Origin of the sequence: Pseudomonas sp. MEJ086 (assembly GCF_030209025.1) — a bacterium.
Taxonomy (GTDB): domain Bacteria; phylum Pseudomonadota; class Gammaproteobacteria; order Pseudomonadales; family Pseudomonadaceae; genus Aquipseudomonas; species Aquipseudomonas fulva_A.
Genome location: NZ_JARVSV010000029.1, coordinates 119,457 through 144,842 on the forward strand (window position 1 = coordinate 119,457; position 25,386 = coordinate 144,842).

A 25,386-nucleotide genomic window follows, 5' to 3' on the forward strand; every position below is an offset into this window, starting at 1 on the left:
CTGCACCTGGCTCATGACTTACTGGCCAGCACCACCACCGGCACCGCCAGCGCCACCTGCGCCACTGCCTGCACCGCCACCGGTACCATCACCCGTGCCACTGCCTGCGCCACCGGTACCGCCACCATTGCCGCCGGTGCCACCGGGCATTGGGTCGGAGCCGGCGCCAGTGCCATTACCCGTACCGGTTCCGGTACCTGGCGCCGTGGTGCTGCCATCGGTACCCGGGGTAGTGGTGCCGGGCGTGGTGGTTCCCGGGGTCATGGTGCCGTTGTCGCTAGGTGGAGCACCTGGCGTGGTAGGCGACGTCGGCGCGGTGGTTCCCGGTGCCGGAGCACTGGAATCCGCGATGGCTGGCAGAACGGCACCGGCCAGCAGGCCGCTGAGTACGAGAGCTGGGATTTTCATCTTGTTCATTGTCGTCACCTTTCATCCAGGTTGGTGGGGAAGCTCGCCCGCTTTCTTCAATGAAGCGAACGCTCCCTACACCCGACCGGCCTTGGTTCAACAATGTTCGCCTCGCAGGATAAACGGTCGTTACCCGCGCAGGGCCTCGACCAACTCGGCGAGCCAGGGTTCGGCGTCCTGCTCGGGGGTGACGCTTTCACTGGCATCCACGCGCAGCATGGGCAGCACTTCGCGGATGCTCAGTTCAGCGAACAGCTCGCGCACCAGCTCGCCCCCCGCACAGTAGGTATCGCCATAACTCGAATCACCCAGCGCGATCACACCGCCGGGCAGGCCGCTCCAGGCAGGGAAGCGATCACGGATCGCGTAGTACAGCGGCTGCAGGTTATCCGGCAACTCCCCCATGCCGGTGGTAGACGTCACCACCAGAAACCCCTGCGGGCCGAACGCCAGGACATCCTCCAGGTTCGCCCGCGGGTTGTGCCAGGCGTCGAAGCCGGCCTGTTTCAACAAACCTTCAGCGTGTCGGGCCACCTCTTCGGCGGTGCCATAAACCGACCCGGACAGAATCGCGACTTTCATGAAAACTCCGTATGTTCAGGGCTGCGCCGAGCATTATGCCGCATTGCGCGAGCGCTCGTTCGGCGCCGCCACGCAGCAGGACGACAGCGGCCGGGCGGGCCTCTGATAAACTGGCGAAAATGGCTGAGGGACGCAGGAAATGATCAACGCCAAACTGCTGCAACTGGTGGTCGATGCTTCGAATGACGGCATCGTGGTCGCCGAGCAGGAAGGAGAGGACAACATCCTCATCTACGCCAATCCGGCATTCGAAGCCCTGACCGGCTACAGCAGCGAAGAAATCCTCTATCAGGACTGTCGCTTTCTCCAGGCAGGGGATCGCGACCAGCCGGCGCTGGCCCTCATCCGCGAAGCCGTGCGCACCCAGCAACCCTGCCGCCAGGTGATCCGCAACTATCGCAAGGATGGCAGTCCTTTCTGGAACGAGTTGTCGATCACCCCGGTATTCAATGAAGGCGATCAACTGACCTACTTCATCGGCATTCAGAAGAACGTCAGCGAGCACGTGCAGAATCAGGAGCGGGTCAGGAAGCTGGAAGCCGAGGTGCAGGCCTTGCAAGGCGAGCTGGATGAATTGAAACGACGGACGTACGGTAACGAAACCGCTGGCGAGTTGTCATAAGGGTGCTCCCACCTTGCGCAGAAAGCCGTCATGCAAGATTCGTCGCTCCTGACTCCCCTCGAAATGGAATTCATACAACAACTTACCGAAAACAGCCCTGCCCCGGTCGACTCCGATCCGGGCCTGCAGGTCGATGCCGCGCGGCAGACCGCCGAGCTGCTGGCCAGTTGCGCCGCCATGGAACAACTGACGATCGAGGCGCATGTCGCCAATCAGCGCCTGTCGTTCACGCCTCATCTGGTCACCGACGAGCAGAACACCCCGCATCTGGAACTGGGGGTGCCGCAGATTTTCGAAGAGGGCTCGTTCGACCGCGCCTGGCGCCTGCCACTCGACCCGCCGCGCCCCCTGCTGGCACGCGACGGGCAGCCGGGCAGCCTGTTCATCCATGAACTGTCGCTAAGTGGTCTGTTGGTGGCGCAAACCGCAAAAGCCTCGCCACCCGAGCGTTTCAGCCTCGATCTGGATGTCGATGAAGTGCAGCCGATCACGCTGCAGGGCAGCCTGGTGCGCGTCACCGACGACGGCATGCTGGCCTATGAGCTGACGCTGGACGAAGACAACGGCGAACGCCTGCAGAGCTACCTCTATCAGCAACACCGCAGTCTGTATCCCCGCGCCCACCCGCTCTGAAACAAGCGGCCTCAGGTATCCAGGCGACCCGCCAGAAACTGCCGCAGACGCCGACGCATCAGACGGCCCTCGCTGCCCAGGCAGGCGATGGTTGAACCGCGCAACCCTTCCTCGAGCAGATCGGCACCCTCGCCCACCAGCGCGACCGGGCATTCGAGAGCGAGCGCCAGGCGCTCCAGCGCCTGCGGGGTATCCGCGACCGGCGCCTGGTTGGAAAACACCACCACCGCAACTGGCCGCATCCTGCCGCACACCTGCGGCAGCTCTTCCAGCGACTGACCGATGCCCAGTACATGCACGGCGACATCGGCCGGGTTCAGCAGCAGGCCGGTGACCAGCAGCTCCAGTTCGCGGCAACGCCCCGGCAGTGCCACCAGCAGCAGGCGGCCCCCAGGCTGATCGCGCAGGTTGTGCAAGCGCTGCAACACACGGCCACGCAGGAAGGTATCGAAGAACAGCCATTCACTGCCGTACCCAGGACGACCATGACGCAACAGCAGGCGCTGCCAGAGCGGCATGATGATGTCCTGAAAGGTGACCGACAGCGGGTAGCTGGAAAAGACCTGCCCGTACACGCGGTCCAGCTCGGCCTCGTCGTAAGCCTGCACGGCCTCCAGCAGGCGGCTCTGCCACTGCGCCCATTCGCCCGACGTAGCCGACTCGTAAGTCGGAGCACCGCTGGTTTCACTGGCAGCGTGGCGAGCGAGGATCCGACCGACCTTGCTGACCGGCACCCCGCGTTCGATCCAGGCCAGCACGCTGCGTACCGTCTCCACGTCGACAGGTGAGTACAGGCGATGACCACTGTCGGTACGCACCGGCTGGATCAGGCCGTAGCGCCGCTCCCAGGCACGTAGCGTCACAGGGTTCACACCCGTCAACCGAGCCACTTCGCGAATCGGAAACAGTTCCTCTTCCTTGAAAGCGCTTGAGTTGAAAGGTACGGAACCAACCAGATCGGACATAAGAAAAACCGCAGCAGGGTCAGAAGCCTGCAAGTCTACTCCAGCTGCGAGTGCCTTTCAGTTTAGTTGTACAAATCCTGTACATGGGCGATCGTCGGCTCCGTAGCACTTCATTGCACCGGCAGGCGCCCTGAAACAGGGCATGATTGATGCTCCAAGGGGCCATGACGGCCTGCAAAAATTCCGAACGTCGACAGGCGACCAAGACTCGAAGCCCTTGCAACTGCCGGGCTTGAAGCGTTTTTTAGCGGTTACGCACGACATTGCTGGATAATTTGTACAAAACAGGAATAATCCTTGCTGCGTTCAAGACGCGACTCACCACCCCGAGCCGCGCTATCCGCCTGACCCTACCCTGGCCAGGTGCTCTGCAGGAGATACACGATGTCTACCGAACCGGTCACCCTCATGGTGGCGCGCCGTGTCGCCAACGGGCGCTATCAGGATTTCATCGCCTGGCTACGCGAAGGCGAGCAACTGGCTACCGACTTCCCCGGCTATCTGGGCTCTGGCGTACTGGCTCCGCCGCCAGACGACGACGAATTCCAGATGGTATTTCGCTTTACCGACGAGCAGACCATGGCCGCCTGGGAGCACTCCGCCTCTCGTCGTGCCTGGCTCAGCCGCGGCAAGGGGCTCTTCGCTCAGCCCCATGAGCAGCGCGCTCTGGGTATAGACGCCTGGTTCGGCAGCGGCCTGCGGCAACCTCCGCGCTGGAAGCAGACCATCGCCATCTGGCTGGCCTTCTTCCCGGTTTCACTTGGCTTCAACCTGTTGTTCGGCGGCCTGCTGGCGGACGTTCCGCTGGTGACCCGCGTGCTGCTCAGCACCCTGGCGCTAACGCCGCTGATGACCTACCTGTTCATCCCTCTGGTCACCCGCCTGCTGGCTCCATGGCTGCAGGGCAACCGTCCCGCCGGCCTGATGCGCCGCGTGAGCCCCTCCACCGGCCGCTGAGCCGGGAACGCCATGGCCCTCGCAGGCCATGGCGCTTCGCTTTCCCACACTGTACGAAGGGTTGTACAGCTTCTGTGGCTACTATAACGTTGCATGGCCAAGGCTACCGACCTTCATAACGGCGCCTTTCCCGTTCACTCCCGGCCATTTCCCATGAGCGTCAGCAACGCCCCGATCCTGATCACCGGCGCCAGCCAGCGTGTCGGCCTCCATTGCGCCGAACGGCTGCTCGATGACGGCCACTCATTGATCGTCACCTACCGCAGTGACAGGCCTGAACTGGAGAAACTGCGTGAGCGCGGCGTGCTGACCCTGCATGCCGATTTCACAGACGAGGCGAGCATTCTCGCCTTCATCGAACGCTTGCAGCGCCATACCGATACGTTGCGCGCCATCGTGCACAACGCATCGGCCTGGTTCGCGGAAACGTCCGGCGACGAAGCCGCGGCCTTCCAGCAACTGTTCACCGTGCACATGCTGGCGCCCTACCTGATCAACCTGCACTGCGCCGCGCTGCTACAGCGCAGCGAACAGGCGGACATCATCCACATCAGCGATGACGTGGTGCGCAAGGGCAGCGGCAACCGCCCGGCGTACTGCGCCAGCAAGGCGGGCCTGGACAGCCTGACCCTGTCCTTCGCTGCGCGCTTCGCCCCGCGCATCAAGGTCAATGGCATCGCCCCGGCCCTGCTGATGTTCAACCCGCAAGACGACGCCGAATACCGCACCAAGGCGCTCGGCAAATCGGCACTGGGCTTCGAGCCCGGGCCTCATGTGATTTACCAGAGCCTGCGCTATCTGCTGGACACCCCCTACATTACCGGCACCACCCTGACCGTGAACGGCGGCCGCCACCTCAAGTGAGGCGCCGCGAGGACAATGAAGATGAACCCATTACTGCCCAATCATTACCGCGAAATCCTCCTCGGCATCGGTGAGAACCCCGAGCGCGAAGGTTTGCTGGATACCCCCAAGCGCGCCGCCAAGGCCATGCAGTACCTGTGCAACGGCTATGAGAAGAGCCTTGAGGAGGTGGTCAACGGCGCGCTGTTCAGCTCCGACAGCGACGAGATGGTGATCGTCAAGGACGTCGAACTGTACTCGCTCTGCGAACACCACCTGCTGCCGTTCATTGGCAAGGCTCACGTGGCGTACATCCCCACCGGCAAGGTGCTGGGGCTGTCGAAGATCGCCCGTATCGTCGACATGTACGCACGCCGCCTGCAGATCCAGGAAAACCTTACCCGGCAGATCGCCAACGCCATCGAGGAAGTCACCCAGGCCGCCGGCGTGGCCGTGGTCATCGAGGCCCAGCACATGTGCATGATGATGCGTGGCGTAGAGAAACAGAACTCGGTGATGAGCACCTCGGTGATGCTCGGCGCCTTCCGCGAGTCCTACAATACGCGCCATGAATTCCTGCAACTGATCGGACGGAGCAAGTAACCATGCCCAGACTGGAACCTGGCATGGCGCGTATCCGCGTCAAGGATCTGCGCCTGCGCACCTTCATCGGCATCAAGGAAGAAGAGATCAACAACAAGCAGGACGTGCTGATCAACCTGACCATCCTTTACCCGGCCGTCGACGCGGTGCGTGACAACGACATCGATCACGCCCTCAACTACCGGACCATCACCAAGGCCATCATCAGCCATGTCGAAGGCAACCGCTTCGCCCTGCTGGAACGCCTGACCCAGGAAATTCTCGACCTGGTGATGGCCAACGAAACGGTGCGCTACGCTGAAGTGGAAGTCGACAAGCCACACGCCCTGCGCTTCGCCGAGTCGGTGTCGATCACCCTCGCCGGCCATCGCTGATCCGCCGCAATCGGCAGGCGGCCCTGTTGCCGACCTGCCCGCCGGCTTCTATCATCGCCGCCACGCCCTCCAGAGTGCATCGCCATGAATGATCAAGAACGTCTCGAACTGGAAGCAGCCGCCTATCGCCGCCTGGTTCAGCACCTGCGCGAAAGGCCGGACGTACAGAACATCGACCTGATGAATCTGGCCGGCTTCTGCCGCAACTGCCTGTCCAAGTGGTACAAGGCCGCAGCTGACGACCTCGATATCGCGATCACCCCGGATCAGGCCCGTGAAGAGGTGTATGGCATGCCCTACGCCGAATGGAAGGCCAAGTACCAGACCGAAGCCAGCGCCGAGCAACAGGCTGCCTTCAACGCCAAGACCCCGAAAGGAACAGCATGAGCCACCTGAACGACTTCCGCGCCCGCCTGAGCGGCGAGCATTTCGCCTTCGCCGAGACCCTGGCCTTCATTACCGAGCACTATGCCTATCAGCCCAGCGCCTTTCGCAACGGCGATGTCAGCAACGCGGCTGGCCAGAACGAAGGCTCGTGCAAGACCCTCGGCCTGGCTCTGCTCGAAAACCTGAGCGACAAGGAAGCCCTGCTGTGCTTTGGCGAACACTACCGCAGCGTTCTGGCCACCCCTGAAGGCAGTGACCACGCCAACATCCGCGCCCTGATGAGCAGCGGCCTGGCAGGCGTCAGCTTCGAACAGCAGCCGCTGACCCGCAAGGCCTGAGCCCTCCGCCCCCACGGCTGGGCGCTCGCCCGGCCAGCTCCGCCGCCCTGCCTAGCCGGTCGGCGGCACTCCTGACAATCATCACGCCCACAGCAAAACCGCCCTGCAGCGAGATCGCCAAGGGAGCCGGTTGATACGTCGTGGGTGATGCTTACGGAGAATCGCACACCGGGACCCTGAGCAATGCAGGGCCCGGTGTGGATGGGGGCTGGAACGCCGCTGCCTTACAGCAGCTTGCGATCCTTGCCAGCAGCGATGCGCAGGCGCAGCGCATTGAGCTTGATGAAGCCCGCCGCGTCGGCCTGGTTGTAGGCACCACCGTCTTCTTCGAAGGTGGCGATGTTGGCATCGAACAGCGAGTCGTCGGATTGACGGCCAGTGACGATGACGTTGCCCTTGTACAGTTTCAGACGCACCACACCATTCACGTTGGCCTGGGAAGCGTCGATCATCTGTTGCAGCATCAGGCGCTCCGGGCTCCACCAGAAACCGTTGTAGATCAGGCTGGCGTACTTCGGCATCAGCTCGTCTTTCAGGTGAGCGACTTCGCGGTCCAGGGTGATCGACTCGATGGCGCGATGCGCCTTGAGCATGATGGTGCCGCCCGGGGTCTCGTAGCAGCCACGGGACTTCATGCCCACGTAACGGTTCTCGACGATGTCCAGACGGCCGATGCCGTTCTCGCCGCCGATGCGATTCAGTTCGGCCAGCACGGTAGCCGGGCTCAGCGCCTTGCCGTCGATGGCGACGATGTCGCCTGCCTTGTAGGTCAGCTCGATGTAGGTCGGGGTATCCGGAGCCGCTTCTGGCGACTTGGTCCAGCGCCACATGTCTTCTTCGTGCTCGGTCCAGGTGTCTTCCAGCACGCCGCCTTCATAGGAGATGTGCAGCAGGTTGGCATCCATGGAGTACGGCGATTTCTTCTTGCCGTGACGCTCGATCGGGATCGCATGCTTCTCGGCGTAGTCCATCAGCTTCTCGCGGGACAGCAGGTCCCACTCGCGCCAGGGAGCGATGACTTTGACACCAGGCTTGAGGGCATAGGCACCCAGTTCGAAGCGAACCTGGTCGTTGCCCTTGCCGGTCGCGCCATGGGAGATGGCGTCGGCACCGGTCTCGTTGGCGATTTCGATCAGGCGCTTGGCGATCAGCGGGCGAGCGATGGAGGTACCCAGCAGGTACTCGCCTTCGTAAACGGTGTTGGCGCGGAACATCGGGTAGACGAAGTCGCGAACGAACTCTTCGCGCAGGTCATCGATGTAGATTTCCTTGACGCCCATTGCCTTGGCCTTGGCGCGGGCCGGCTCGACCTCTTCGCCCTGACCGAGATCGGCGGTGAAGGTCACCACTTCACAGTTATAGGTATCTTGCAGCCACTTGAGGATCACCGAGGTGTCCAGGCCACCGGAATAGGCCAGAACTACCTTTTTGACGTCCGCCATGCCATCCACTCCACGGGTTGTTCGGAAAGCCCGTGATTCTACTGCCCATGGCCCGCGATTTACAGGGGTGCGACAGGCCATGGCATTGAAGCGACAGGATCAGGAGGTGGCGGCAGGCGTGGAAGGCACCGGTGGAGCAGCTTGTTCGACAGGCTGCACGGGGGCTTCGGGCACTTTTTCCAGCTTTATGGAAACCCTGCGGTTCCTTTCCCGGTTGGCGGCAGTGGTGTTGGGCGCCAGCGGATAACGCTCGCCGTGGAAGCGCATGACGATGCGCTCTTCGGGGATGCCCTGGGCCTTGAAGTACTCCATCACCGCCAACGCACGGCGGCGCGACAGGTCACGGTTGGTCAGGCGGTTGCCGCTGTTGTCGGAGTGACCGTCCAGCTCGATGCGGTTGACCGTCGGGTCGGCCTTCATGAAATCGAGAATGATCTCCAGCCTGGCCTTGGCCATGGGGTCGAGCTCTGCCCCGCCGCCCGGGAAGCCGATGGTGGACTGCCGGACCTGGTCGAAGTTGACCGGTAGCAGCTTGGCGGTGCAGTTCAGGTAATCCTCGTAGGCCTTGCGAAAACGCACCGGCAGCATCCGCACTTCGAGATCGCTGCCCATCGAGCTGCGATGGCGCACCAGCGGGCTGCGCCCTTCCAGCAGACCGGTCAGCAAACGCCCGGCCTGCTCCTGGCTGCTGTTGAACGGCACTTCGCCGCTGCCGACACTGACCACACCGAGGTTGATGTCGCCGCGCCCCGGCTGCCAGGGCGCGGCTGCCGCCAGCAGCGTCGCCGAGCCCCTGCCCAGCCAGCGCTCCCGAGGCTGCAGGCGAAAGGTCGCCTGCTCACCAGCGCGGCGCACGAACTGTCCCGAACCGAAATCGGTGATCGGTTGCGTCAGGCGACACTCGAACTGGTCGCCGGCCACCTGCCATTCGACCTTTTCCAGACGAGTCTGGAAGCTGATCGCGGCCGCAGGCAGACTCAAGCCTGCGCCGGCGAGCAATCCGACGATGAGGAAAAGAGGCTGGCGCACAGCGAGCTCCACAAGAAAACACAACGTTCCCTGTGGGTATCGGTGCAGGCGGGGAAAACTTGAGCCGTGCGATGGCCTATCTGCGGCGTGCCCCCGCCGGCCTTTTCCGGTAGCATTCCGGGCATGTTTCGCCCCCGCCTGGAAGCCTCAATGACCGACCGCATCACCCTGCTGCGTCCTGACGACTGGCACATTCACCTGCGCGATGGCGCGGTACTGCCGCACACCGTGGCCGATGTCGCCCGTACCTTCGCCCGCGCGATCATCATGCCCAACCTGGTGCCGCCGGTGCGCAACGCCAGCGAGGCCGTTGGCTACCGCCAGCGCATCCTCGACGCGCGGCCAGCCGGCAGCCAGTTCGAGCCGTTGATGGTGCTGTATCTCACCGATCGCACCAGCGGTGACGACATCCGTGCAGCCAAGGCCAGTGGCATCGTCTATGCCGCGAAGATGTACCCAGCCGGGGCGACCACCAACTCCGACTCTGGCGTGACCAGCCTGGACAACATCACCAGCGCCCTCGAGGCCCTGGCAGAAACCGGCATGCCGCTGCTGGTACACGGCGAGGTCACCCGCGCCGAGATCGACGTCTTTGATCGCGAAAAAGCCTTCATCGACGAACACATGCGTCGTCTGGTGGAACGCTTCCCGACCTTGAAAGTGGTATTCGAGCACATCACCACCGGTGATGCCGCCCAGTTCGTCAAGGAAGCACCGGCCAACGTCGGCGCCACCATCACCCCCCAGCACCTGCTGTACAACCGCAACCACATGCTGGTCGGCGGCATTCGTCCGCACTTCTATTGCCTGCCGATCCTCAAGCGCAACACGCACCAGGAAGCGCTGCTCGATGCAGCCACCAGCGGCAATCCGAAGTTCTTCCTGGGTACCGACTCGGCCCCCCATGCGCAGCACGCCAAGGAAAACGCCTGCGGCTGCGCTGGCTGCTACACCGCCTATGCGGCCATCGAGCTGTATGCCGAAGCCTTCGAGCAGCGTGGCGCGCTGGACAAACTGGAAGCCTTCGCCAGCCACTTCGGCCCGGACTTCTACGCTCTACCACGCAATACCGACACCATCACCCTGGTGCGTGAGTCGTGGAACGCACCGGCCAGCCTGCCATTCGGCGAGCAGACGGTAATCCCCTTGCGCGCGGGCGAATCGCTGCGCTGGCGTCTGCTGGAGGCAGGGCAATGAGCGAAGAACAGTACGAAGACGACCAGGATCAGCCGAGCAGCAGCGGCCCGCGCCATCCCATGGCTGCGCGCTTTCGCGGCTACCTGCCGGTCGTGGTGGATGTCGAGACCGGCGGCTTCAACAGCGCCACCGATGCCCTGCTGGAGATCGCGGCCACCACCATCGGCATGGACGAGAGCGGCTACCTGTATCCGGATCACACGCATTTCTTCCGGGTCGAGCCGTTCGAAGGCGCCAATATCGAACAGGCGGCCCTGGAGTTCACCGGCATCAAGCTCGATCACCCGCTGCGCATGGCGGTGAGCGAAGAGCACGCGCTGACCGAGATTTTCCGCGGCCTGCGCAAATCCCTGAAGGCCAATGGCTGCAAGCGCGCCATTCTGGTCGGCCACAACAGCAGCTTCGACCTGGGCTTCCTGAATGCCGCGGTCGCTCGCTGTGACCTCAAGCGCAATCCCTTCCACCCCTTCTCCAGCTTCGACACCGCCAGCCTCGCCGGCCTCGCCTACGGGCAGACCGTGCTGGCCAAGGCGTGCCAGGCCGCCGGCATCGAGTTCGACGGCCGTGAAGCCCACTCCGCCCGCTATGACACCGAGAAGACCGCCGAGCTGTTCTGCGGCATCGTCAATCGCTGGAAGGAAATGGGCGGCTGGGAAGATTTCGACGAGTGAGTGCCATGAAAAAATATCAGATCTTCATCGATGGGCAGGCCGGCACCACTGGCCTGCAGATTCGCCAGCGGCTGGCCAACCACCCGCAGATCGAAGTGGTCACCATCGACCACGACAAGCGCCGTGACGTAGAGGCCAAGCTCGAGCTGATGCGTTCGGTCGACGTGACCGTGCTGTGCCTGCCTGACGATGCGGCTAAAGAAACGGCTGCTCAAGCTCGTGAAGTCGGCTGCCGGGTGCTCGATGCCAGTTCTGCACACCGCACCGCCAGTGACTGGGTGTTCGGCATGGCCGAACTGGCCAAGGGCCAACGCGAGGCCATCGCCAAGGCCGCCGCCGTGAGCAACCCTGGCTGCTACGCCACGGGCGCCATCCTGCTGCTGCGCCCGCTCATCGAAGCGGGCCTGCTCGGCTCCGATCGCGAACTGTGCATCAACGCCGTATCCGGCTACACCGGTGGCGGTACCAAGATGGTCGAACGCTATGAGCAGGAAGGTGCGCCGGTCTACGCGGCCTACGGCCTGGGCTTCGATCACAAGCACATTCCGGAGATCCAGCACTGGAGCGGCCTGCAGGCACGCCCCATCTTCCAGCCAGCGGTCGGCAGTTACGACCAAGGCATGCTGGTGATGATCCCTCTGCAAGGCAGTAACGGCGTCGAGCTGCAAAAAGCCCTGAGCGATTATTACCGGGGCGAGCAGTTCGTGCAGGTTCTGCCCTACAACGAGATCCCTGCCGATTCGGCGCCGTTCATCACGCCCCACGGCCTGAACGGTAGCAATCGCGCCGAGTTGCAGGTGTATGGTGCGAGCGGCGGCAAGCAGGCCCTGCTGGTAGCCAAGCTCGATAACCTCGGCAAGGGCGCCTCGGGTGCTGCGGTGCAGAACCTCAATATCATGCTCGGCCTCGATGAAGGACTGTGCACGCAGATCGATTGAGCCCTGCCTGCGAATGAAAAACCGGCCTCGTGCCGGTTTTTTATTGGCCCTCAGACCGATCCGAAAACCACGCATACGGATTCTGGGCCTCGCGAGACTGCCGCTCATCCAAAGTTACCGATGTGAGCCAATCAAGAGTCGGTTTATCTTTGACACGCATTCTCATTAACATTAGTATCCTTCGCCATCAGTCTCAGCCAAACGACGGGCCAAGCCATGTACGTCTGCCTCTGCGAAGGTGTCACCGACGGTCAGATCCGCGAAGCAATCTATGAAGGTTGCTGCAGCTACCGTGAAGTCCGTGAAACGTTGGGCGTTGCCAGTCAATGTGGCAAATGTGCGTGCTTGGCCAAGCAGGTCGTTCGCGAAACACTGGGCGAAGTGCAACAAAGTCAGGTGGCGATGACCTACCCAGGAAATTTTGTTGCCGCCTAAATAGGCCGTTTTTCGAAGAACCGGATCTCGTATCCGGTTTTTTTATGCCCATAATTCAATGAGTTAGCGCCAAGACGCATAACTTAAACATTCGTATTTATATTTATTTTCACTTATATTTCAATAACTTACGTTTGACAGTCTTATTTTGCAAGCCCAGAATTCGCCATCGGTTACTCATTTCCAGGCAGGACGGGCTCCACCATGAAAGGCGACAAGACAGTTATCCAGCATTTGAACAAGATCCTTGGCAACGAGCTGGTAGCGATCAACCAGTACTTCCTTCACGCTCGCATGTATGAAGACTGGGGCCTGACCAAGCTGGGCAAGCACGAGTACCACGAGTCCATCGACGAGATGAAACACGCGGACAAGCTGATCAAGCGCATCCTGTTCCTCGAAGGCCTGCCGAACCTGCAAGACCTGGGCAAGATCCTGATCGGCGAAAACACTCAGGAAATGCTCGAATGCGACCTGCGGATCGAGCACAAGGCGCACATCGACCTGAAAGCGGCCATCGCCTACTGCGAGAGCGTGGGCGACTATGCCAGCCGTGAACTGCTCGAAGACATCCTCGAGTCCGAGGAAGAGCACATCGACTGGCTCGAAACCCAGCTCAGCCTGATCAAGGCCGTTGGTCTGCAGAACTATCTGCAGTCGCAGATGGAAGAGTAAAGGTCAGCTGCAAACAAGAACGGGAGCCAAGGCTCCCGTTTTTTTGTGCTCGAATTAAATATTAGAGGCATAAAAAATCCGGAACGCCTTAGGCGCTCCGGATTTTTTGATACTGAATCGAGGAGCTTGCGAGCTAGAGCCATGCAAGGGCTAGGCGCCCCCACAAAAGCAAACGAAAAAGCGGCCGGGGTCGCGGGCGACTGTACTTCTGTACATGAGCATTTTGAGTTTGCTTTCAACGCCGCAGGGCCGACGCGCAGCTGCTCCTAACTCACTTCTCGACGAAGGCGCGCTCGATCAGATAGTCACCCGGCTCACGCATGCGCGCGGAGATCTTCAGGCCGAAGCTGTCGAGCACTTCGCTGGTCTCGTCGAGCATGCTGGGGCTGCCGCAGATCATCGCACGGTCGTCCTGTGGGTTGATCGGCGGCAGGCCGATGTCCGCGAACAGTTTGCCACTGCGCATCAGGTCGGTCAGACGCCCCTGATTCTCGAACGGCTCACGGGTCACGGTCGGGTAATAGATCAGCTTTTCCTTCAGCGCATCACCGAAGAACTCGTTCTGCGGCAGGTGCTCGGTGATGAACTCACGGTAGGCCACTTCGTTGACGTAGCGAACACCGTGAACCAGGATCACCTTCTCGAAGCGCTCATAGGTTTCCGGGTCCTGGATCACGCTCATGAAGGGCGCCAGACCGGTGCCGGTGCTGAGCAGGTACAGATGCTTGCCAGGGTTCAGGTCATCCAGCACCAGCGTACCGGTGGGCTTCTTGCTGATGATGACTTCGTCGCCTTCCTTGAGGTGCTGCAACTGCGAGGTCAGCGGACCATCCGGCACCTTGATGCTGAAGAACTCCAGGTGCTCTTCCCAATTCGGGCTGGCGATGGAATATGCGCGCATGAGCGGGCGGCCGTTTTCCTGCTGCAGGCCGATCATCACGAACTGGCCATTCTCGAAGCGCAGACCCGGATCGCGGGTGCACTTGAAGCTGAACAGCGTGTCATTCCAGTGGTGAACACTGAGAACGCGTTCGTGGTTCATGTTGCTCATGTACGGGCTCCTAAAAACTTCAGACGCGCTGATTCTTAAGCGCAATTGCGCGGCATTCTAATCGCGGCCACAATATCTGTTAAATGAATTATCAAGATATAGGTTATCGGTTATATAGATATGCGATTTACTCTCCGTCAACTTCAAGTGTTCGTCGCCGTCGCCCAGCAGGAGAGCGTATCCAGAGCCGCTACCCTCCTCGCCCTTTCCCAGTCGGCAGCCAGCACCTCGATTACCGAGCTGGAGCGGCAATCGAGCTGCCAGCTGTTCGACCGGGCCGGCAAGCGCCTGAGCCTCAACGCCCTGGGCCGCCAGTTGCTTCCGCAGGCCGTGGCACTGCTGGATCAGGCCAAGGAAATCGAAGACCTGCTCAACGGCAAATCCGGTTTCGGCTCACTGGCAGTGGGCGCGACCCTGACCATCGGTAACTACCTGGCGACCTTGCTGATCGGCGGCTTCATGAAGGTCCACCCGGAAAGCCAGGTGAAACTCCACGTCCAGAACACTGCGCATATCGTGCAACAGGTCGCGCATTATGAAATTGATCTGGGTCTGATCGAAGGGGACTGCAACCATCCGGATATCGAGGTGCAGAGCTGGGTTGAAGATGAGTTGGTGGTGTTCTGTGCCCCTCAGCATCCCCTTGCGCAGCGAGGCCACGCGAGCATCCGGGAGCTGAGCGGCGAAGCCTGGATTCTCCGCGAACAGGGTTCCGGCACCCGCCTGACCTTCGACCAGGCCATGCGTCACCACTCCGACGCCCTGAACATTCGCCTGGAGCTGGAACACACCGAGGCGATCAAGCGTGCCGTGGAGTCGGGTCTGGGCATCAGCTGCATCTCGCGCCTGGCACTGCGCGACGCCTTCCGCCGCGGCAGCCTGGTGCCGGTGGAGACCCCGGATCTGGATCTGCGCCGGCAGTTCTATTTCATCTGGCATCGGCAGAAATACCAGACCGCAGCCATGCGCGAATTTCTCGACATGTGCCGGGCGCTGACGGCAGGTATCCGCCGCAGCGACGAGATCGTGCTGCCCGAGGTGCGCTAGCCCAGCAGGATGATGCCCCAGACGCTGGCGATCAGCGTCAGTGACACCAGTTGCGCGGCGCTGCCCATGTCCTTGGCGCTCTTCGACAAGGGATGCAGGTCGAGGGAAATGCGGTCGATGGCCGCTTCGACGGCGGAGTTGAGCAGCTCGACGATCAGCGCCAACAGGCAGGCGGCGACCATCAGGGCGCGTTCGCCACGGCTGACGTCGAGCAGCAGTGCCAGCGGAATCAGCACGACGTTGAGCAATACCAATTGGCGGAACGCCGCTTCGCCGACGAAGGCGGCGCGCAGGCCATCCAGCGAATATCCGGCGGCATTGAGAATACGCTTTAACCCGGTTTGTCCTTTGAATGGCGACATGACAGCGAACCGCGACAGGAAAAGGCCGGCAGGGTACGCCAGAGGCCGAAAAAAATCCCGCACAATCGGTTGCCCAAGCACCTGCTCAGGCGGCGGGCACAGACTCCAGTTGTTGCAGCAGCAGTGCCGCCTGGGTGCGGGTGCGCACGCCGAGCTTGCGGAAGATCGCCGTGACGTGTGCTTTCACCGTGGCTTCGGAAACACTCAGTTCATAAGCGATCTGCTTGTTCAGCAGGCCTTCGCAAACCATGGTCAGCACGCGAAACTGCTGTGGCGTCAGGCTGGCCAGCCCCGCGCTGGCCGCCTTGGCTTCGGACGACAGGCTGATGGCCTCATCGCTCTGCGGTGGCCACCAGACTTCACCGTCGAGCACCTGGCGTACGGCTTGCTGGATCACTTCCAGCGAGCTGGATTTGGGAATGAACCCGCTGGCGCCGAACTCACGGGAACGTACCACCACGGCAGCCTCTTCCTGGGCGGAAATCATCACCACGGGAATCTGCGGGTACTGGCCGCGCAACAGCACCAGCCCGGAGAACCCATAGGCACCAGGCATGTTGAGGTCGAGCAGCACCAGATCCCAATCGGTCTTCTCCGCCAGCCGGGCTTCCAGCTCGGCGATGCTGGCCACTTCGACCAGTCGCACGCCAGCACCAAGCCCCATTGTCAGGGCTTGCTGCAGCGCACTGCGAAACAGGGGGTGATCATCAGCTATCAGGATTTCGTAAGCGACCATGGCATATCCTGTTCTTTTTATAGGCAGGCCGTATCACGGATTACAGCGGGGCGTACGGCACCCACCAGAATGCCCAGCGCAGACGGGGTGGTCAAGCGCGAAGCTTTGCGGCAAAGTCTGCGCCCTTCCCGCCAGGATGCCGACGATGCCCAACCAAGCGCTGCGTGCCGATCTGCTGATGTTGCTGACCGCCATGATCTGGGGCTCTTCGTTCGTGGCCCAGCGCCTGGGTATGGATGCCATCGGCCCCTTTCTCTACAGCGGCCTGCGCTTCGCTCTGGCCGTGGTCGTGCTACTGCCGTTGCTGATGCTGCTGCGTCGGCGCAGCAAACAGCCCGCGTCGCCCTTGAGCCGTCCGCTGCTACTCGGCGGCTGCCTGATGGGCGCGGTACTGGCACTGGGCATCAACCTGCAGCAGGTTGGCCTGCTGTTCACCAGCGTCACCAACTCGGGCTTCATCACCGGGCTCTACGTGATCGTGGTGCCGCTACTCGGCCTGATGCTGGGCCACAAGACCGGCATGGGCATCTGGCTGGGCGCTTCGCTGGCAGTGGTCGGCATGTTCCTGCTGAGCGTCGGTGACGGCTTTCAGGTCGCGTCCGGGGACTGGCTGCAACTGGCTGGGGCATTCGTCTGGGGGGTGCACGTGCTGTTGGTGGGGTTCTTCGCCACACGTCACGATGCGCTGCTCCTGGCCCTAGTACAGTTCGTCACCTGCGCGCTGATCAGCCTGGCGCTGGCGCTGATCTTCGAAGACCTGCCAGGCGCCGATATCGCCCAGGCCATGCCAGCGATTCTGTATGGCGGCATCTTCGGCGTGGCGGTGGGTTTCACCCTGCAGGTGGTGGCGCAGAGACACGCGATTGCCTCCCATGCGGCGATCATCCTGTCGCTGGAAGCCGTGTTCGCGGCCATCGCCGGTGCCCTGCTGCTGGGAGAATCGCTGTCGGCACGGGGCTATTTCGGTTGTGCGTTGATGTTCGGTGGCATGTTGCTGGCTCAGCTCTGGCCGAAACCGTCCGCTTCCGCTATTGCAGAAAGGCCTTGAGACGCTGGTGCAGCTCGTTTTCCAGGTCCAAGGCGCGGGGTGCCTTGGATGCCAGATAATGCTCGCTGAATACATCCAGATAGGTATTCAGGGCGTCGGCGGCGTGTTCATCGCCCGCCAGTTCCAGGCACAACGCCGCAACCTCGGCGGTGCACAGGTGATCATCGCGCTTGGAGCGGCGCAGCCGATAGCGTGACAAGGCCTCCGGCTGCAGGCTGAGTACCGGCAACGTATCGAGATACGGACTTTTGCGAAACATCTTGCGTGCCTGGGTCCAGGTCGCATCGAGCATCACGAACAATGGCCGCTTGCCCGCGCCCACTTGCACGGAGCTCACCACCCGCTCGGCCTCGGCATATTCGCCCGGAAAGACCAGATACGGCTGCCACTGGGGCTCGCTCAGCAACGCGGGCAGCAGCGGATCGACCTCGGTACGCGACCAGCCGAAGGCCGAGGTATCCGCGACCACATCGGCGATCAGCCAGCCGGTATTACTCGGTTTCAGCGCCTCGACGTCGTGCATCAGCAGACATACCCCGGCCTTCGCCGACACCTGTGGACGCCAGGCACACAGGCAATGGCTGCGCGCCAGACGACAATCCGGGCAGCGCTCGGCCCGCGAACCTCTAGCCAGGAACGGCTTGACGCTACGCGCCAGGCGCGCGGCACGCAGTGCAGCAACGGCGTGGCTCATGAGCGTTTGCCCGGACGGGCAGAAAACAGCGGATCGAAGGCAGAAAAGGGCATGGCCATCTGGAGTCGTGTAACGAAGGGCGCGTAGTCTATCAATTGCGCCAGCACCACGTTGGACTTCGACGGCAAGATAGATCACCAATCTCCATGCAGCGCCCAGGATTGGTAACATCCACCCATTGCCCGTCGATGCACCTCGCCAAAGCGAACATAAAGAGAAGAGCCGGGTCTATTACCGCTTACCGTCTTCAGGAGTCAGCCATGCAGCGTTTCGCCCTTTCCGCCCTACTCGTCAGCCTTCTCGTCCCGACGGCGCATGCTGCTTCGCTAAAAGGCTACGAGCTGACGCAAACGCTGGAAAAAGTGGCTCGCGAAAGCAGCGTCGGCACGCCCCGCGCCATCAACGAGGACATCCTCGATCAGGGGTATACGGTGCAGGGCAACGAGCTGATCAACCACCTCAGCGTTCGCCCGGGGCACGCCTCGCAGATGCGCGGCAACCCCGACACCGTTCGCGCGCAGCTGGCCAACAGCGTGTGCGCCAACCCTGGCTTCCGCAAGCTGCTGGCCAGCGGAGCGGTACTGCGCTATGACTTCAGTGAAATCCAGAGCAATCGCCCAGTCACCACCGAACGCTTCAGCAAGTCCGATTGCCGGCTGTAAGCCAGGTACCCAGTGACAAATCTCGAGGCGCCTCGGCACAGGTAACCAAGGGGGCGCTGACGAAAAGGAGAAGCGCTATGGATGATCACGCGAACGCCCATCTTTCCCGTCAACCGCCAGCTACCGGCACCGAGCTGGCGGACAGCCTCGACGAGCTGGCAGCTCGAATAACGCCACCAGACAGCCCCAACCTCGCGCTATACCGGGAAATGCTCGCCACCGTGGCTCGCATGGCCCAGGCCGACCGCAACCGCTGGGACGCCAAGATCATGCTGCAGACCCTGCGTGAGATGGAGCGTGCCTTCAGCGTGCTGGAACGCTTCCGGCATCGCCGCAAGGTTACCGTGTTCGGCTCTGCCCGGACCCAGCCCGGCCACCCGGTATACGCCCTGGCGCGCGACCTGGGCGCGACCCTGGCCCGCCACGACCTGATGATCATCACCGGCGCAGGCGGTGGCATCATGGCCGCGGCCCATGAAGGTGCCGGCCGTGAAAACAGTCTGGGGTTCAATATCACCCTGCCCTTCGAGCAATCTGCAAACGCGACCATGCAAGGCAGCGACAACTTGCTGTCGTTTCACTTCTTCTTTCTGCGCAAGCTGTTCTTCGTCAAGGAAGCCGACGCCCTCGTGCTCTGCCCCGGCGGCTTCGGCACCCTCGACGAAGCGCTGGAAGTCATCACCCTGATCCAGACCGGCAAGAGCCCGCTGGTACCGGTGATTCTGCTGGACGAACCCGGCGGCACGTTCTGGCAGGGCTTGCTCGACTACATCCAGCAGAACCTGGACAGCAACGGCTACATACTCGCCAGTGACATGAACCTGATGCAGCTGGTGCATGATGTCGACGAGGCTGCCGAGGCCATCGATCGCTTCTACGCCAACTTCCACTCCAGCCGCTGGCTGAAGCAACAGTTCGTTATTCGCATGCACCACCCACTGACGGATCGCGCCCTCGAGCAGCTGAATCTGCACTTCAGCGATCTGTGCAAGAGCGGCGATATACAGCAGCAGCTCAGTGGCAGCGTGGAAACGGACGGGCCGCAACTACGCGACAAACCGAGACTGACCTTCGCGTTCAGCGGTCGTAGCGCCGGGCGGTTGCGTGAATTGCTCGATGTGATCAACCTGCCCCAGAATTGGCTGACCTGAGCGCAGGGCGGCTCAGAGCCTTCTGCTCGTCGTCTTTTCGACGAATTTCCCGCCGCAATGGCGAGGGAGTGGCGGAAGCGGGCATGAATCTGGTGGGCTGAAGCCCACCCTACAGCGGGTGCGCACAGGTAGTGTGGCGGGCTTCAGCCCACCGATTGGAGTGATTGGATGGTTCCCATGCGAAATCCGAGCACCGCTGCCTGCCAATGGCGAGCGTTGTCAGTCGTCGAGCGAACCGCGCATCAGTTGCCCGACCAGATCCATTGGATAGCCGCGGTAAACCAGAAAACGCATTTGCTTGGCCCGCTCACGGGCATCGGTCGGTAGCTGCCCGGCAAACTTGCGTTGCCAGGTTTGTTGCAGGCCATCGCGCCAGTCGATAGCGCTGTCACGCAGTGCCTGTTCGATATCGGCACGGGCAAGGCCGCGCTGGGAAAGGTCGTCACGAATGCGCTGCGGGCCAAAGCCCGAGCGCGCCCGATAACTGATGAAGCTTTCCAGATAACGTGCCTCGCAAAGCAGCCCTTCTTCGCTCAAGCGGTCGAGAGCGGCCTCGATATGCTCATCGCTGGCGCCGCGCTGTCGCAGTTTGCGCGACAGCTCGACCCGGCCATGTTCACGGCGCGCCAGCAGATCCATGGCGCTATGGCGAACCGCTTGCACGTTATCCAGTATCACGGCCACGAGCTGGAATCAGAGGTCGACTTCGGCGTCGACTTCAGCGCCCGAATTGGCTTTGACGGTAGGGCTGACAACGAGCAACTTCTCGCGGATCAGGCCTTCGATGGCGCGGCCCACTTCCGGGTTGTCTTCCAGATACTTGGCGGCGTTAGCCTTGCCCTGACCGATCTTGTTGCCCTGGTAGCTGTACCAGGCACCGGCTTTCTCGACCAGACCCTGCTGTACGCCCAGGTCGATGATCTCGCCGTTACGGTAAATGCCCTTGCCGTACAGGATCTGGAACTCGGCCTGGCGGAATGGCGGTGCCACCTTGTTCTTGACCACCTTGACGCGAGTTTCGCTACCGACCACTTCGTCGCCTTCCTTCACGGCGCCGGTGCGACGGATATCCAGACGAACCGAAGCGTAGAACTTCAGGGCGTTACCACCGGTAGTGGTTTCCGGGCTACCGAACATCACACCGATCTTCATGCGGATCTGGTTGATGAAGATGACCAGGCAGTTGGCGTTCTTGATGTTGCCGGTGATCTTGCGCAGCGCCTGGGACATCAGACGAGCCTGCAGGCCGACGTGCATGTCGCCCATCTCACCTTCGATTTCGGCCTTCGGTACCAGTGCCGCCACGGAGTCGACGATGATCACGTCGATGGCGTTGGAGCGCACCAGCATGTCGGTGATTTCCAGTGCCTGTTCGCCAGTATCCGGCTGCGAAACCAGCAGGTCGTCGACGTTGACGCCCAGCTTGCCGGCATAATCCGGGTCCAGTGCGTGCTCGGCGTCGACGAAGGCACAGGTGGCGCCCATGCGCTGCGCTTCGGCGATGACCGACAAGGTCAGGGTGGTCTTGCCCGAGGATTCCGGGCCGTAGATTTCGACGATGCGGCCTTTCGGCAGACCACCGATACCCAGCGCGATGTCTAGGCCCAGAGAGCCAGTGGAAATGGCTGGAATCGCCTGACGATCATGGTCGCCCATGCGCATCACCGCGCCTTTGCCGAACTGCTTCTCGATCTGGCCCAGTGCAGCCGACAAAGCGCGCTTCTTGTTCTCGTCCATTACATTCCTCACGTGATCAGAAGGGCCTGACGGCCAATAACTGTATAAGTAGCCAGTATTATTCCACAGGGTTCGTCACTCGCCTACCCCACTGATGGATTTTCTTGTACCAGTAGTCGCATTAGTCCGAGCAGGGCCGCTTCCACGGTCTGTGCGCGCACCGCGTCACGGGAGCCGGGGAACTGGAAACGCCTGGTGAACACCTGCCCGCCATCGGCCCAGGCGATCCACACCGTGCCGACCGGCTTCTCCGCGCTGCCACCAGCGGGCCCCGCCACACCGCTGACTGCCGTGGCATAACGCGCGCGACTATGGGTCTGAGCCCCACGCACCATGGCCTCGACCACTTCACGGCTGACCGCGCCCACACTGCTGAAGAGCGCCTCGGGCACGCCGAGTTGACGGGTCTTCTGGGTGTTGGAGTACGTGACGTAACCCGCTTCGAACCAGGCCGAGCTGCCGGCGATGCGGGTGATGGCTTCGGCAATGCCGCCCCCCGTACAGGATTCGGCAGTGGTGACCTGAGCACCACGTTCCAGCAGTGCCTCGCCAAGCCGAGCGGCGAGTCTGCTCAGGGGCTGATCATCGAAATTCATCTGCGCTCCGGGGTTAAAGGTGATGGGGTCGATACCGTACACTAGGCGCTTTTGCTAATCAGCCGGACACTCGACACGATGAGCCAAAGCGACCTCTCCAGCCACACCCCGATGATGCAGCAGTACTGGAGACTGAAGAACCAGCACCCTGATCAGCTGATGTTCTATCGCATGGGCGATTTCTACGAAATCTTCTACGAAGACGCGAAGAAAGCCGCCAAGCTTCTCGACATCACCCTGACCGCCCGCGGCCAGTCCGCCGGCCAGGCGATACCGATGTGCGGCATTCCTTACCACGCCGCCGAGGGCTACCTGGCCAAGCTGGTCAAGCTGGGTGAGTCGGTGGTCATCTGCGAGCAGATCGGTGATCCGGCCACCAGCAAGGGCCCGGTGGAACGCCAGGTGGTGCGCATCATCACCCCAGGCACCGTCAGCGACGAGGCATTGCTAGACGAGCACCGTGACAACCTGCTGGCCGCCGTGCTCGGTGACGAGCGCCTGTTCGGCCTGGCCGTGCTGGACATCACCAGCGGGCGCTTCAGCGTGATGGAAATCCGCGGCTGGGAAAACCTGCTGGCCGAACTCGAGCGCCTCAACCCTGCCGAGCTGCTGATCCCCGATGACTGGCCGCAAGGCTTGCCGGCCGAGAAACGCCGCGGATCGCGTCGCCGTGCACCCTGGGATTTCGAGCGTGACAGCGCTCAGAAGAGCCTGTGCCAACAGTTCGGCACTCAGGATCTCAAGGGCTTCGGCTGCGAGACGCTGACCCTGGCCATCGGTGCGGCCGGCTGTCTGCTGGCTTATGCCAAGGAGACGCAACGCACCGCCCTGCCGCACTTGCGCAGCCTGCGTCATGAGCGCATCGACGACACGGTGATTCTCGACGGTGCCAGCCGCCGCAACCTGGAACTGGACATCAACCTGGCCGGCGGCCGCGACAATACCCTGCAGTCCGTCGTCGATCGCAGCCAGACCGCCATGGGCAGCCGCCTGCTCGGTCGCTGGCTGAATCGTCCGCTGCGCGACCGCGCCGTGCTCGAAGCACGCCAGGAGTCGATCGCCTGCCTGCTGGACCGCTATCGCTTCGAATCCCTGCAGCCGCAGCTCAAGGAAATCGGTGATCTGGAGCGCATTCTGGCCCGTATCGGCCTGCGCAACGCCCGCCCCCGTGACCTGGCCCGCCTGCGCGACGCCCTGGGTGCATTACCGCAGTTGCAGGCGGCAATGACTCAACTGGATTGCGCGCACCTGGCGACCCTGGCAACCACCATCAGCACCTATCCGGAGCTGGCCGAGCTGCTGTCGCGGGCGATCATCGACAATCCGCCGGCGGTGATCCGTGATGGCGGCGTGCTGAAAACCGGCTACGACACCGAACTCGATGACCTGCAGTCACTGAGCGAGAACGCCGGCCAGTACCTGATGGATCTGGAGGCCCGGGAGAAAGCCCGTACCGGCCTGGCCAACCTCAAGGTCGGCTACAACCGCGTGCACGGCTACTTCATCGAACTGCCGAGCAAACAGGCAGAGTCGGCACCGGCCGACTACATCCGCCGCCAGACCCTCAAGGGCGCCGAGCGCTTCATCACCCCGGAGCTCAAGGAGTTCGAGGACAAGGCGCTGTCCGCCAAGAGCCGCGCCCTGGCTCGCGAGAAGCAGCTCTACGAGGAACTCCTGGAGCGCCTGATCGGCCACCTGGGCCCGCTGCAGGACAGCGCTGCGGCACTGGCAGAGCTGGACGTGCTGAGCAACCTGGCCGAACGCGCACTGAATCTGGATCTCAACCGCCCGCGCTTCGTCGAAGAGCCGTGCATGTTGATCGAGCAAGGCCGCCACCCGGTGGTGGAGCAGGTTCTGACCACACCGTTCGTGGCCAACGACCTGAAACTCGATGATGCCACACGGATGCTGATCATCACTGGCCCGAACATGGGCGGTAAGTCCACCTACATGCGCCAGACCGCGCTGATCGTGCTGCTCGCCCATATCGGCAGCTTCGTACCAGCCGCGCGTTGCGAACTGTCGATGGTCGACCGTATCTTCACCCGGATCGGCTCCAGCGATGACTTGGCCGGCGGGCGTTCGACCTTCATGGTGGAAATGAGCGAGACCGCCAACATCCTGCACAACGCCAGCGAACGCAGCCTGGTGTTGATGGACGAGGTGGGGCGCGGTACCAGCACCTTCGATGGCCTGTCGCTGGCCTGGGCAGCTGCCGAGCAGTTGGCCAACCTGCGGGCCTACACGCTGTTCGCCACCCACTATTTCGAGCTGACCGTCCTGCCGGAAAGCCAGCCGGTGGTCGCCAACGTGCACCTCAATGCCACCGAGCACAACGAACGCATCGTCTTCCTGCACCACGTGCTGCCTGGCCCGGCCAGCCAGAGCTATGGTCTGGCGGTCGCGCAACTGGCAGGGGTGCCGGACACCGTGATCCTGCGTGCCCGCGAGCATCTGGCGCGCCTGGAAACCACCAGCCTGCCCCACGATCTGCCGACCAAAGGCATGGGACAAAGCGCCGCGCCGATGCAGAGCGATCTGTTCTCCAGCCTGCCGCATCCCGTGCTGGAAGAGCTGCAGAAGGTCAATCCCGACGATCTCAGCCCACGCAAGGCGCTCGAACTGTTATATGCATGGAAAGCGCGAGTCTAACGCCGGAGCCAACAAGCTGTTAGAATCCCGCGCGCTCCGGAAGCGCTGCAGCCTTTAGCCTGGTCTGACAGCCCCAATCCCGAGCCTGAGAGCTGCTGAATCAAGGAGTGGCTCGCTGCCGTAGCCCGAGGAGAGAACTAGAAATGACCTTCGTCGTCACCGACAACTGCATCAAGTGCAAGTACACCGACTGCGTGGAAGTCTGTCCGGTGGACTGCTTCTACGAAGGCCCGAACTTCCTGGTGATCCACCCGGATGAATGCATCGACTGCGCGCTTTGCGAGCCTGAGTGCCCGGCGCAGGCCATCTTCTCCGAAGACGAGATACCGGATGGCATGCAGGAATATATCGAGCTGAACGCCGAACTGGCGGAAGTCTGGCCAAACATCACCGAGCGCAAAGACGCGATGGCAGATGCCGAAGAGTGGGATGGCGTGAAAGACAAGCTGCAGCACCTGGAGCGCTAAGCTTCGGGGGTTCGGCAGTGCAGACCGCCGCTAGAGATGCCGCTACCTGAAAGGGTCGCGGCATTTTTTATGGCTCACCGTTGC

At 62.1% G+C, this 25,386-nt stretch carries 31 protein-coding genes; 19 read left to right on the plus strand and 12 right to left on the minus strand.

The annotated features are described in order from the left end of the window. Positions 1-18 precede the first annotated feature (18 nt). Positions 19-417, minus strand: coding sequence for a hypothetical protein (locus QRN22_RS19130; protein ID WP_052493737.1), 399 nt, complete (start codon positions 415-417; stop codon positions 19-21). Between the two features lie 120 nt (positions 418-537). Then, positions 538-990, minus strand: coding sequence for a flavodoxin (locus QRN22_RS19135; protein WP_042552024.1), 453 nt, complete (start codon positions 988-990; stop codon positions 538-540). Positions 991-1,129: 139 nt separating this feature from the next. On the opposite strand from QRN22_RS19135, the gene QRN22_RS19140 reads away from it, so the two are divergent. Further along, on the plus strand, positions 1,130-1,612 hold the full coding sequence (locus QRN22_RS19140; RefSeq protein ID WP_042552025.1) for a PAS domain-containing protein: 483 nt from the start codon (positions 1,130-1,132) through the stop codon (positions 1,610-1,612). Positions 1,613-1,675: 63 nt separating this feature from the next. Next, on the plus strand, positions 1,676-2,245 hold the full coding sequence (locus QRN22_RS19145) for a PilZ domain-containing protein (protein ID WP_052493738.1): 570 nt from the start codon (positions 1,676-1,678) through the stop codon (positions 2,243-2,245). An 11-nt stretch (positions 2,246-2,256) separates the two neighbouring features. Here the strand turns inward: QRN22_RS19145 and QRN22_RS19150 are convergent, their stop codons facing one another. Further along, on the minus strand, positions 2,257-3,210 hold the full coding sequence (locus QRN22_RS19150) for a MerR family transcriptional regulator (RefSeq protein ID WP_042552027.1): 954 nt from the start codon (positions 3,208-3,210) through the stop codon (positions 2,257-2,259). Positions 3,211-3,594: 384 nt separating this feature from the next. Between QRN22_RS19150 and QRN22_RS19155 the strand changes: the two genes are divergently transcribed. From QRN22_RS19155 to QRN22_RS19180, 6 genes are all read left to right on the plus strand, one after another. Further along, the gene (locus tag QRN22_RS19155; protein WP_042552028.1) at positions 3,595-4,167 is read left to right on the plus strand and encodes an antibiotic biosynthesis monooxygenase; all 573 of its coding nucleotides are present in this window, start codon (positions 3,595-3,597) and stop codon (positions 4,165-4,167) included. Positions 4,168-4,320: 153 nt separating this feature from the next. Continuing rightward, positions 4,321-5,031: a dihydromonapterin reductase gene (gene folM, locus QRN22_RS19160; protein WP_042552029.1), complete on the plus strand. Its 711-nt coding sequence runs from the start codon at positions 4,321-4,323 to the stop codon at positions 5,029-5,031. A gap of 21 nt (positions 5,032-5,052) precedes the next feature. Beyond that, positions 5,053-5,613 (plus strand): GTP cyclohydrolase I FolE, encoded by a 561-nt coding sequence (folE, locus tag QRN22_RS19165; protein WP_042552074.1) that lies wholly within the window; start codon positions 5,053-5,055, stop codon positions 5,611-5,613. Between the two features lie 2 nt (positions 5,614-5,615). Beyond that, positions 5,616-5,987 (plus strand): dihydroneopterin triphosphate 2'-epimerase, encoded by a 372-nt coding sequence (folX, locus tag QRN22_RS19170; protein ID WP_042552030.1) that lies wholly within the window; start codon positions 5,616-5,618, stop codon positions 5,985-5,987. Between the two features lie 84 nt (positions 5,988-6,071). Then, entirely contained in the window at positions 6,072-6,374 is a 303-nt protein-coding gene (locus tag QRN22_RS19175) for a DUF1244 domain-containing protein (protein ID WP_042552031.1), read from the plus strand. Beyond that, positions 6,371-6,712 (plus strand): HopJ type III effector protein, encoded by a 342-nt coding sequence (locus tag QRN22_RS19180; RefSeq protein ID WP_042552032.1) that lies wholly within the window; start codon positions 6,371-6,373, stop codon positions 6,710-6,712. The genes QRN22_RS19175 and QRN22_RS19180 overlap by 4 nt, the downstream gene beginning before the upstream one ends. Before the next feature lie 224 nt (positions 6,713-6,936). Here QRN22_RS19180 and QRN22_RS19185 read toward each other — a convergent pair whose 3' ends face one another. Both QRN22_RS19185 and QRN22_RS19190 read right to left on the minus strand, forming a co-directional pair. Then, positions 6,937-8,154, minus strand: a complete 1,218-nt coding sequence (locus QRN22_RS19185) for an argininosuccinate synthase (protein ID WP_042552033.1) — start codon at positions 8,152-8,154, stop codon at positions 6,937-6,939. Positions 8,155-8,253: 99 nt separating this feature from the next. Next, a complete protein-coding gene (locus tag QRN22_RS19190; protein WP_042552034.1) occupies positions 8,254-9,183 on the minus strand; it encodes a flagellar protein MotY in 930 nt (309 codons plus the stop codon). A 150-nt stretch (positions 9,184-9,333) separates the two neighbouring features. On the opposite strand from QRN22_RS19190, the gene pyrC reads away from it, so the two are divergent. The 5 genes from pyrC (at position 9,334) to bfr (ending at position 13,099) form a co-directional block, all read left to right on the plus strand. Next, positions 9,334-10,380: a dihydroorotase gene (gene pyrC / locus QRN22_RS19195; RefSeq protein ID WP_042552035.1), complete on the plus strand. Its 1,047-nt coding sequence runs from the start codon at positions 9,334-9,336 to the stop codon at positions 10,378-10,380. Further along, on the plus strand, positions 10,377-11,051 hold the full coding sequence (rnt, locus tag QRN22_RS19200) for a ribonuclease T (protein ID WP_042552036.1): 675 nt from the start codon (positions 10,377-10,379) through the stop codon (positions 11,049-11,051). The genes pyrC and rnt overlap by 4 nt, the downstream gene beginning before the upstream one ends. A 5-nt stretch (positions 11,052-11,056) precedes the next feature. Further along, on the plus strand, positions 11,057-11,989 hold the full coding sequence (argC, locus tag QRN22_RS19205) for an N-acetyl-gamma-glutamyl-phosphate reductase (RefSeq protein ID WP_042552037.1): 933 nt from the start codon (positions 11,057-11,059) through the stop codon (positions 11,987-11,989). Positions 11,990-12,205: 216 nt separating this feature from the next. After that, on the plus strand, positions 12,206-12,424 hold the full coding sequence (locus QRN22_RS19210) for a bacterioferritin-associated ferredoxin (protein ID WP_042552038.1): 219 nt from the start codon (positions 12,206-12,208) through the stop codon (positions 12,422-12,424). Positions 12,425-12,628: 204 nt separating this feature from the next. Beyond that, the gene (gene bfr / locus QRN22_RS19215; protein ID WP_042552039.1) at positions 12,629-13,099 is read left to right on the plus strand and encodes a bacterioferritin; all 471 of its coding nucleotides are present in this window, start codon (positions 12,629-12,631) and stop codon (positions 13,097-13,099) included. A gap of 271 nt (positions 13,100-13,370) precedes the next feature. Here bfr and fpr read toward each other — a convergent pair whose 3' ends face one another. Beyond that, positions 13,371-14,150, minus strand: coding sequence for a ferredoxin-NADP reductase (gene fpr, locus QRN22_RS19220; RefSeq protein WP_042552040.1), 780 nt, complete (start codon positions 14,148-14,150; stop codon positions 13,371-13,373). A 120-nt stretch (positions 14,151-14,270) separates the two neighbouring features. Here fpr and QRN22_RS19225 point away from each other — a divergent pair, with 120 nt between their 5' ends. Then, the gene (locus QRN22_RS19225) at positions 14,271-15,197 is read left to right on the plus strand and encodes a LysR family transcriptional regulator (RefSeq protein ID WP_042552041.1); all 927 of its coding nucleotides are present in this window, start codon (positions 14,271-14,273) and stop codon (positions 15,195-15,197) included. Here QRN22_RS19225 and QRN22_RS19230 read toward each other — a convergent pair. Next, on the minus strand, positions 15,194-15,559 hold the full coding sequence (locus tag QRN22_RS19230) for a diacylglycerol kinase (protein ID WP_042552042.1): 366 nt from the start codon (positions 15,557-15,559) through the stop codon (positions 15,194-15,196). The genes QRN22_RS19225 and QRN22_RS19230 overlap by 4 nt on opposite strands. Positions 15,560-15,644: 85 nt before the next feature. Next, a complete protein-coding gene (gene erdR, locus QRN22_RS19235) occupies positions 15,645-16,295 on the minus strand; it encodes a response regulator transcription factor ErdR (protein WP_042552043.1) in 651 nt (216 codons plus the stop codon). A 145-nt stretch (positions 16,296-16,440) separates the two neighbouring features. On the opposite strand from erdR, the gene QRN22_RS19240 reads away from it, so the two are divergent. Further along, entirely contained in the window at positions 16,441-17,343 is a 903-nt protein-coding gene (locus QRN22_RS19240) for a DMT family transporter (RefSeq protein ID WP_042552044.1), read from the plus strand. Here the strand turns inward: QRN22_RS19240 and QRN22_RS19245 are convergent. Further along, complete coding sequence (locus tag QRN22_RS19245) at positions 17,324-18,037, minus strand: tRNA-uridine aminocarboxypropyltransferase (RefSeq protein WP_042552045.1); 714 nt, start codon at positions 18,035-18,037, stop codon at positions 17,324-17,326. The genes QRN22_RS19240 and QRN22_RS19245 overlap by 20 nt on opposite strands. Before the next feature lie 260 nt (positions 18,038-18,297). On the opposite strand from QRN22_RS19245, the gene QRN22_RS19250 reads away from it, so the two are divergent. Further along, entirely contained in the window at positions 18,298-18,699 is a 402-nt protein-coding gene (locus tag QRN22_RS19250) for a quorum-sensing-regulated virulence factor family protein (RefSeq protein WP_042552046.1), read from the plus strand. 77 nt (positions 18,700-18,776) lie between these two features. After that, positions 18,777-19,850, plus strand: a complete 1,074-nt coding sequence (locus tag QRN22_RS19255; RefSeq protein ID WP_042552047.1) for an LOG family protein — start codon at positions 18,777-18,779, stop codon at positions 19,848-19,850. 219 nt (positions 19,851-20,069) lie between these two features. On the opposite strand, the gene recX is transcribed toward QRN22_RS19255, so the two are convergent. The 3 genes from recX to QRN22_RS19270 form a co-directional block, all read right to left on the minus strand. After that, positions 20,070-20,534 carry a recombination regulator RecX gene (recX, locus tag QRN22_RS19260; RefSeq protein ID WP_082045689.1) on the minus strand — a complete coding sequence of 155 codons (465 nt, stop codon included), beginning with the start codon at positions 20,532-20,534 and terminating at the stop codon, positions 20,070-20,072. A 9-nt stretch (positions 20,535-20,543) separates the two neighbouring features. Continuing rightward, complete coding sequence (gene recA / locus QRN22_RS19265; protein WP_042552049.1) at positions 20,544-21,587, minus strand: recombinase RecA; 1,044 nt, start codon at positions 21,585-21,587, stop codon at positions 20,544-20,546. 83 nt (positions 21,588-21,670) lie between these two features. Next, positions 21,671-22,183: a CinA family protein gene (locus QRN22_RS19270; protein WP_042552050.1), complete on the minus strand. Its 513-nt coding sequence runs from the start codon at positions 22,181-22,183 to the stop codon at positions 21,671-21,673. Between the two features lie 78 nt (positions 22,184-22,261). On the opposite strand from QRN22_RS19270, the gene mutS reads away from it, so the two are divergent. Together mutS and fdxA are read left to right on the plus strand one after the other, a co-directional pair. After that, positions 22,262-24,835, plus strand: coding sequence for a DNA mismatch repair protein MutS (gene mutS / locus QRN22_RS19275; RefSeq protein WP_042552051.1), 2,574 nt, complete (start codon positions 22,262-22,264; stop codon positions 24,833-24,835). 143 nt (positions 24,836-24,978) lie between these two features. Continuing rightward, the gene (gene fdxA / locus QRN22_RS19280) at positions 24,979-25,302 is read left to right on the plus strand and encodes a ferredoxin FdxA (RefSeq protein WP_042552052.1); all 324 of its coding nucleotides are present in this window, start codon (positions 24,979-24,981) and stop codon (positions 25,300-25,302) included. Positions 25,303-25,386 lie beyond the last annotated feature (84 nt).

Bases quoted from the DNA above. Each gene is read 5' to 3' on its own strand.
- rnt (WP_042552036.1), top strand. From the start codon at position 10,377: ATGAGCGAAGAACAGTACGAAGACGACCAGGATCAGCCGAGCAGCAGC.
- argC (WP_042552037.1), top strand. From the start codon at position 11,057: ATGAAAAAATATCAGATCTTCATCGATGGGCAGGCCGGCACCACTGGC.
- QRN22_RS19180 (WP_042552032.1), top strand. From the start codon at position 6,371: ATGAGCCACCTGAACGACTTCCGCGCCCGCCTGAGCGGCGAGCATTTC.
- QRN22_RS19140 (WP_042552025.1), top strand. From the start codon at position 1,130: ATGATCAACGCCAAACTGCTGCAACTGGTGGTCGATGCTTCGAATGAC.
- mutS (WP_042552051.1), top strand. From the start codon at position 22,262: ATGAGCCAAAGCGACCTCTCCAGCCACACCCCGATGATGCAGCAGTAC.
- QRN22_RS19250 (WP_042552046.1), top strand. From the start codon at position 18,298: ATGCAGCGTTTCGCCCTTTCCGCCCTACTCGTCAGCCTTCTCGTCCCG.
- QRN22_RS19185 (WP_042552033.1), bottom strand. From the start codon at position 8,154: ATGGCGGACGTCAAAAAGGTAGTTCTGGCCTATTCCGGTGGCCTGGAC.
- QRN22_RS19225 (WP_042552041.1), top strand. From the start codon at position 14,271: ATGCGATTTACTCTCCGTCAACTTCAAGTGTTCGTCGCCGTCGCCCAG.
- folX (WP_042552030.1), top strand. From the start codon at position 5,616: ATGCCCAGACTGGAACCTGGCATGGCGCGTATCCGCGTCAAGGATCTG.
- QRN22_RS19210 (WP_042552038.1), top strand. From the start codon at position 12,206: ATGTACGTCTGCCTCTGCGAAGGTGTCACCGACGGTCAGATCCGCGAA.
- pyrC (WP_042552035.1), top strand. From the start codon at position 9,334: ATGACCGACCGCATCACCCTGCTGCGTCCTGACGACTGGCACATTCAC.
- QRN22_RS19155 (WP_042552028.1), top strand. From the start codon at position 3,595: ATGTCTACCGAACCGGTCACCCTCATGGTGGCGCGCCGTGTCGCCAAC.
- QRN22_RS19150 (WP_042552027.1), bottom strand. From the start codon at position 3,210: ATGTCCGATCTGGTTGGTTCCGTACCTTTCAACTCAAGCGCTTTCAAG.
- QRN22_RS19230 (WP_042552042.1), bottom strand. From the start codon at position 15,559: ATGTCGCCATTCAAAGGACAAACCGGGTTAAAGCGTATTCTCAATGCC.
- erdR (WP_042552043.1), bottom strand. From the start codon at position 16,295: ATGGTCGCTTACGAAATCCTGATAGCTGATGATCACCCCCTGTTTCGC.
- folM (WP_042552029.1), top strand. From the start codon at position 4,321: ATGAGCGTCAGCAACGCCCCGATCCTGATCACCGGCGCCAGCCAGCGT.
- QRN22_RS19270 (WP_042552050.1), bottom strand. From the start codon at position 22,183: ATGAATTTCGATGATCAGCCCCTGAGCAGACTCGCCGCTCGGCTTGGC.
- QRN22_RS19135 (WP_042552024.1), bottom strand. From the start codon at position 990: ATGAAAGTCGCGATTCTGTCCGGGTCGGTTTATGGCACCGCCGAAGAG.
- QRN22_RS19240 (WP_042552044.1), top strand. From the start codon at position 16,441: ATGCCCAACCAAGCGCTGCGTGCCGATCTGCTGATGTTGCTGACCGCC.
- bfr (WP_042552039.1), top strand. From the start codon at position 12,629: ATGAAAGGCGACAAGACAGTTATCCAGCATTTGAACAAGATCCTTGGC.
- recA (WP_042552049.1), bottom strand. From the start codon at position 21,587: ATGGACGAGAACAAGAAGCGCGCTTTGTCGGCTGCACTGGGCCAGATC.
- QRN22_RS19145 (WP_052493738.1), top strand. From the start codon at position 1,676: ATGGAATTCATACAACAACTTACCGAAAACAGCCCTGCCCCGGTCGAC.
- QRN22_RS19245 (WP_042552045.1), bottom strand. From the start codon at position 18,037: ATGAGCCACGCCGTTGCTGCACTGCGTGCCGCGCGCCTGGCGCGTAGC.
- QRN22_RS19255 (WP_042552047.1), top strand. From the start codon at position 18,777: ATGGATGATCACGCGAACGCCCATCTTTCCCGTCAACCGCCAGCTACC.
- folE (WP_042552074.1), top strand. From the start codon at position 5,053: ATGAACCCATTACTGCCCAATCATTACCGCGAAATCCTCCTCGGCATC.
- QRN22_RS19175 (WP_042552031.1), top strand. From the start codon at position 6,072: ATGAATGATCAAGAACGTCTCGAACTGGAAGCAGCCGCCTATCGCCGC.
- QRN22_RS19130 (WP_052493737.1), bottom strand. From the start codon at position 417: ATGAACAAGATGAAAATCCCAGCTCTCGTACTCAGCGGCCTGCTGGCC.
- fdxA (WP_042552052.1), top strand. From the start codon at position 24,979: ATGACCTTCGTCGTCACCGACAACTGCATCAAGTGCAAGTACACCGAC.
- fpr (WP_042552040.1), bottom strand. From the start codon at position 14,150: ATGAGCAACATGAACCACGAACGCGTTCTCAGTGTTCACCACTGGAAT.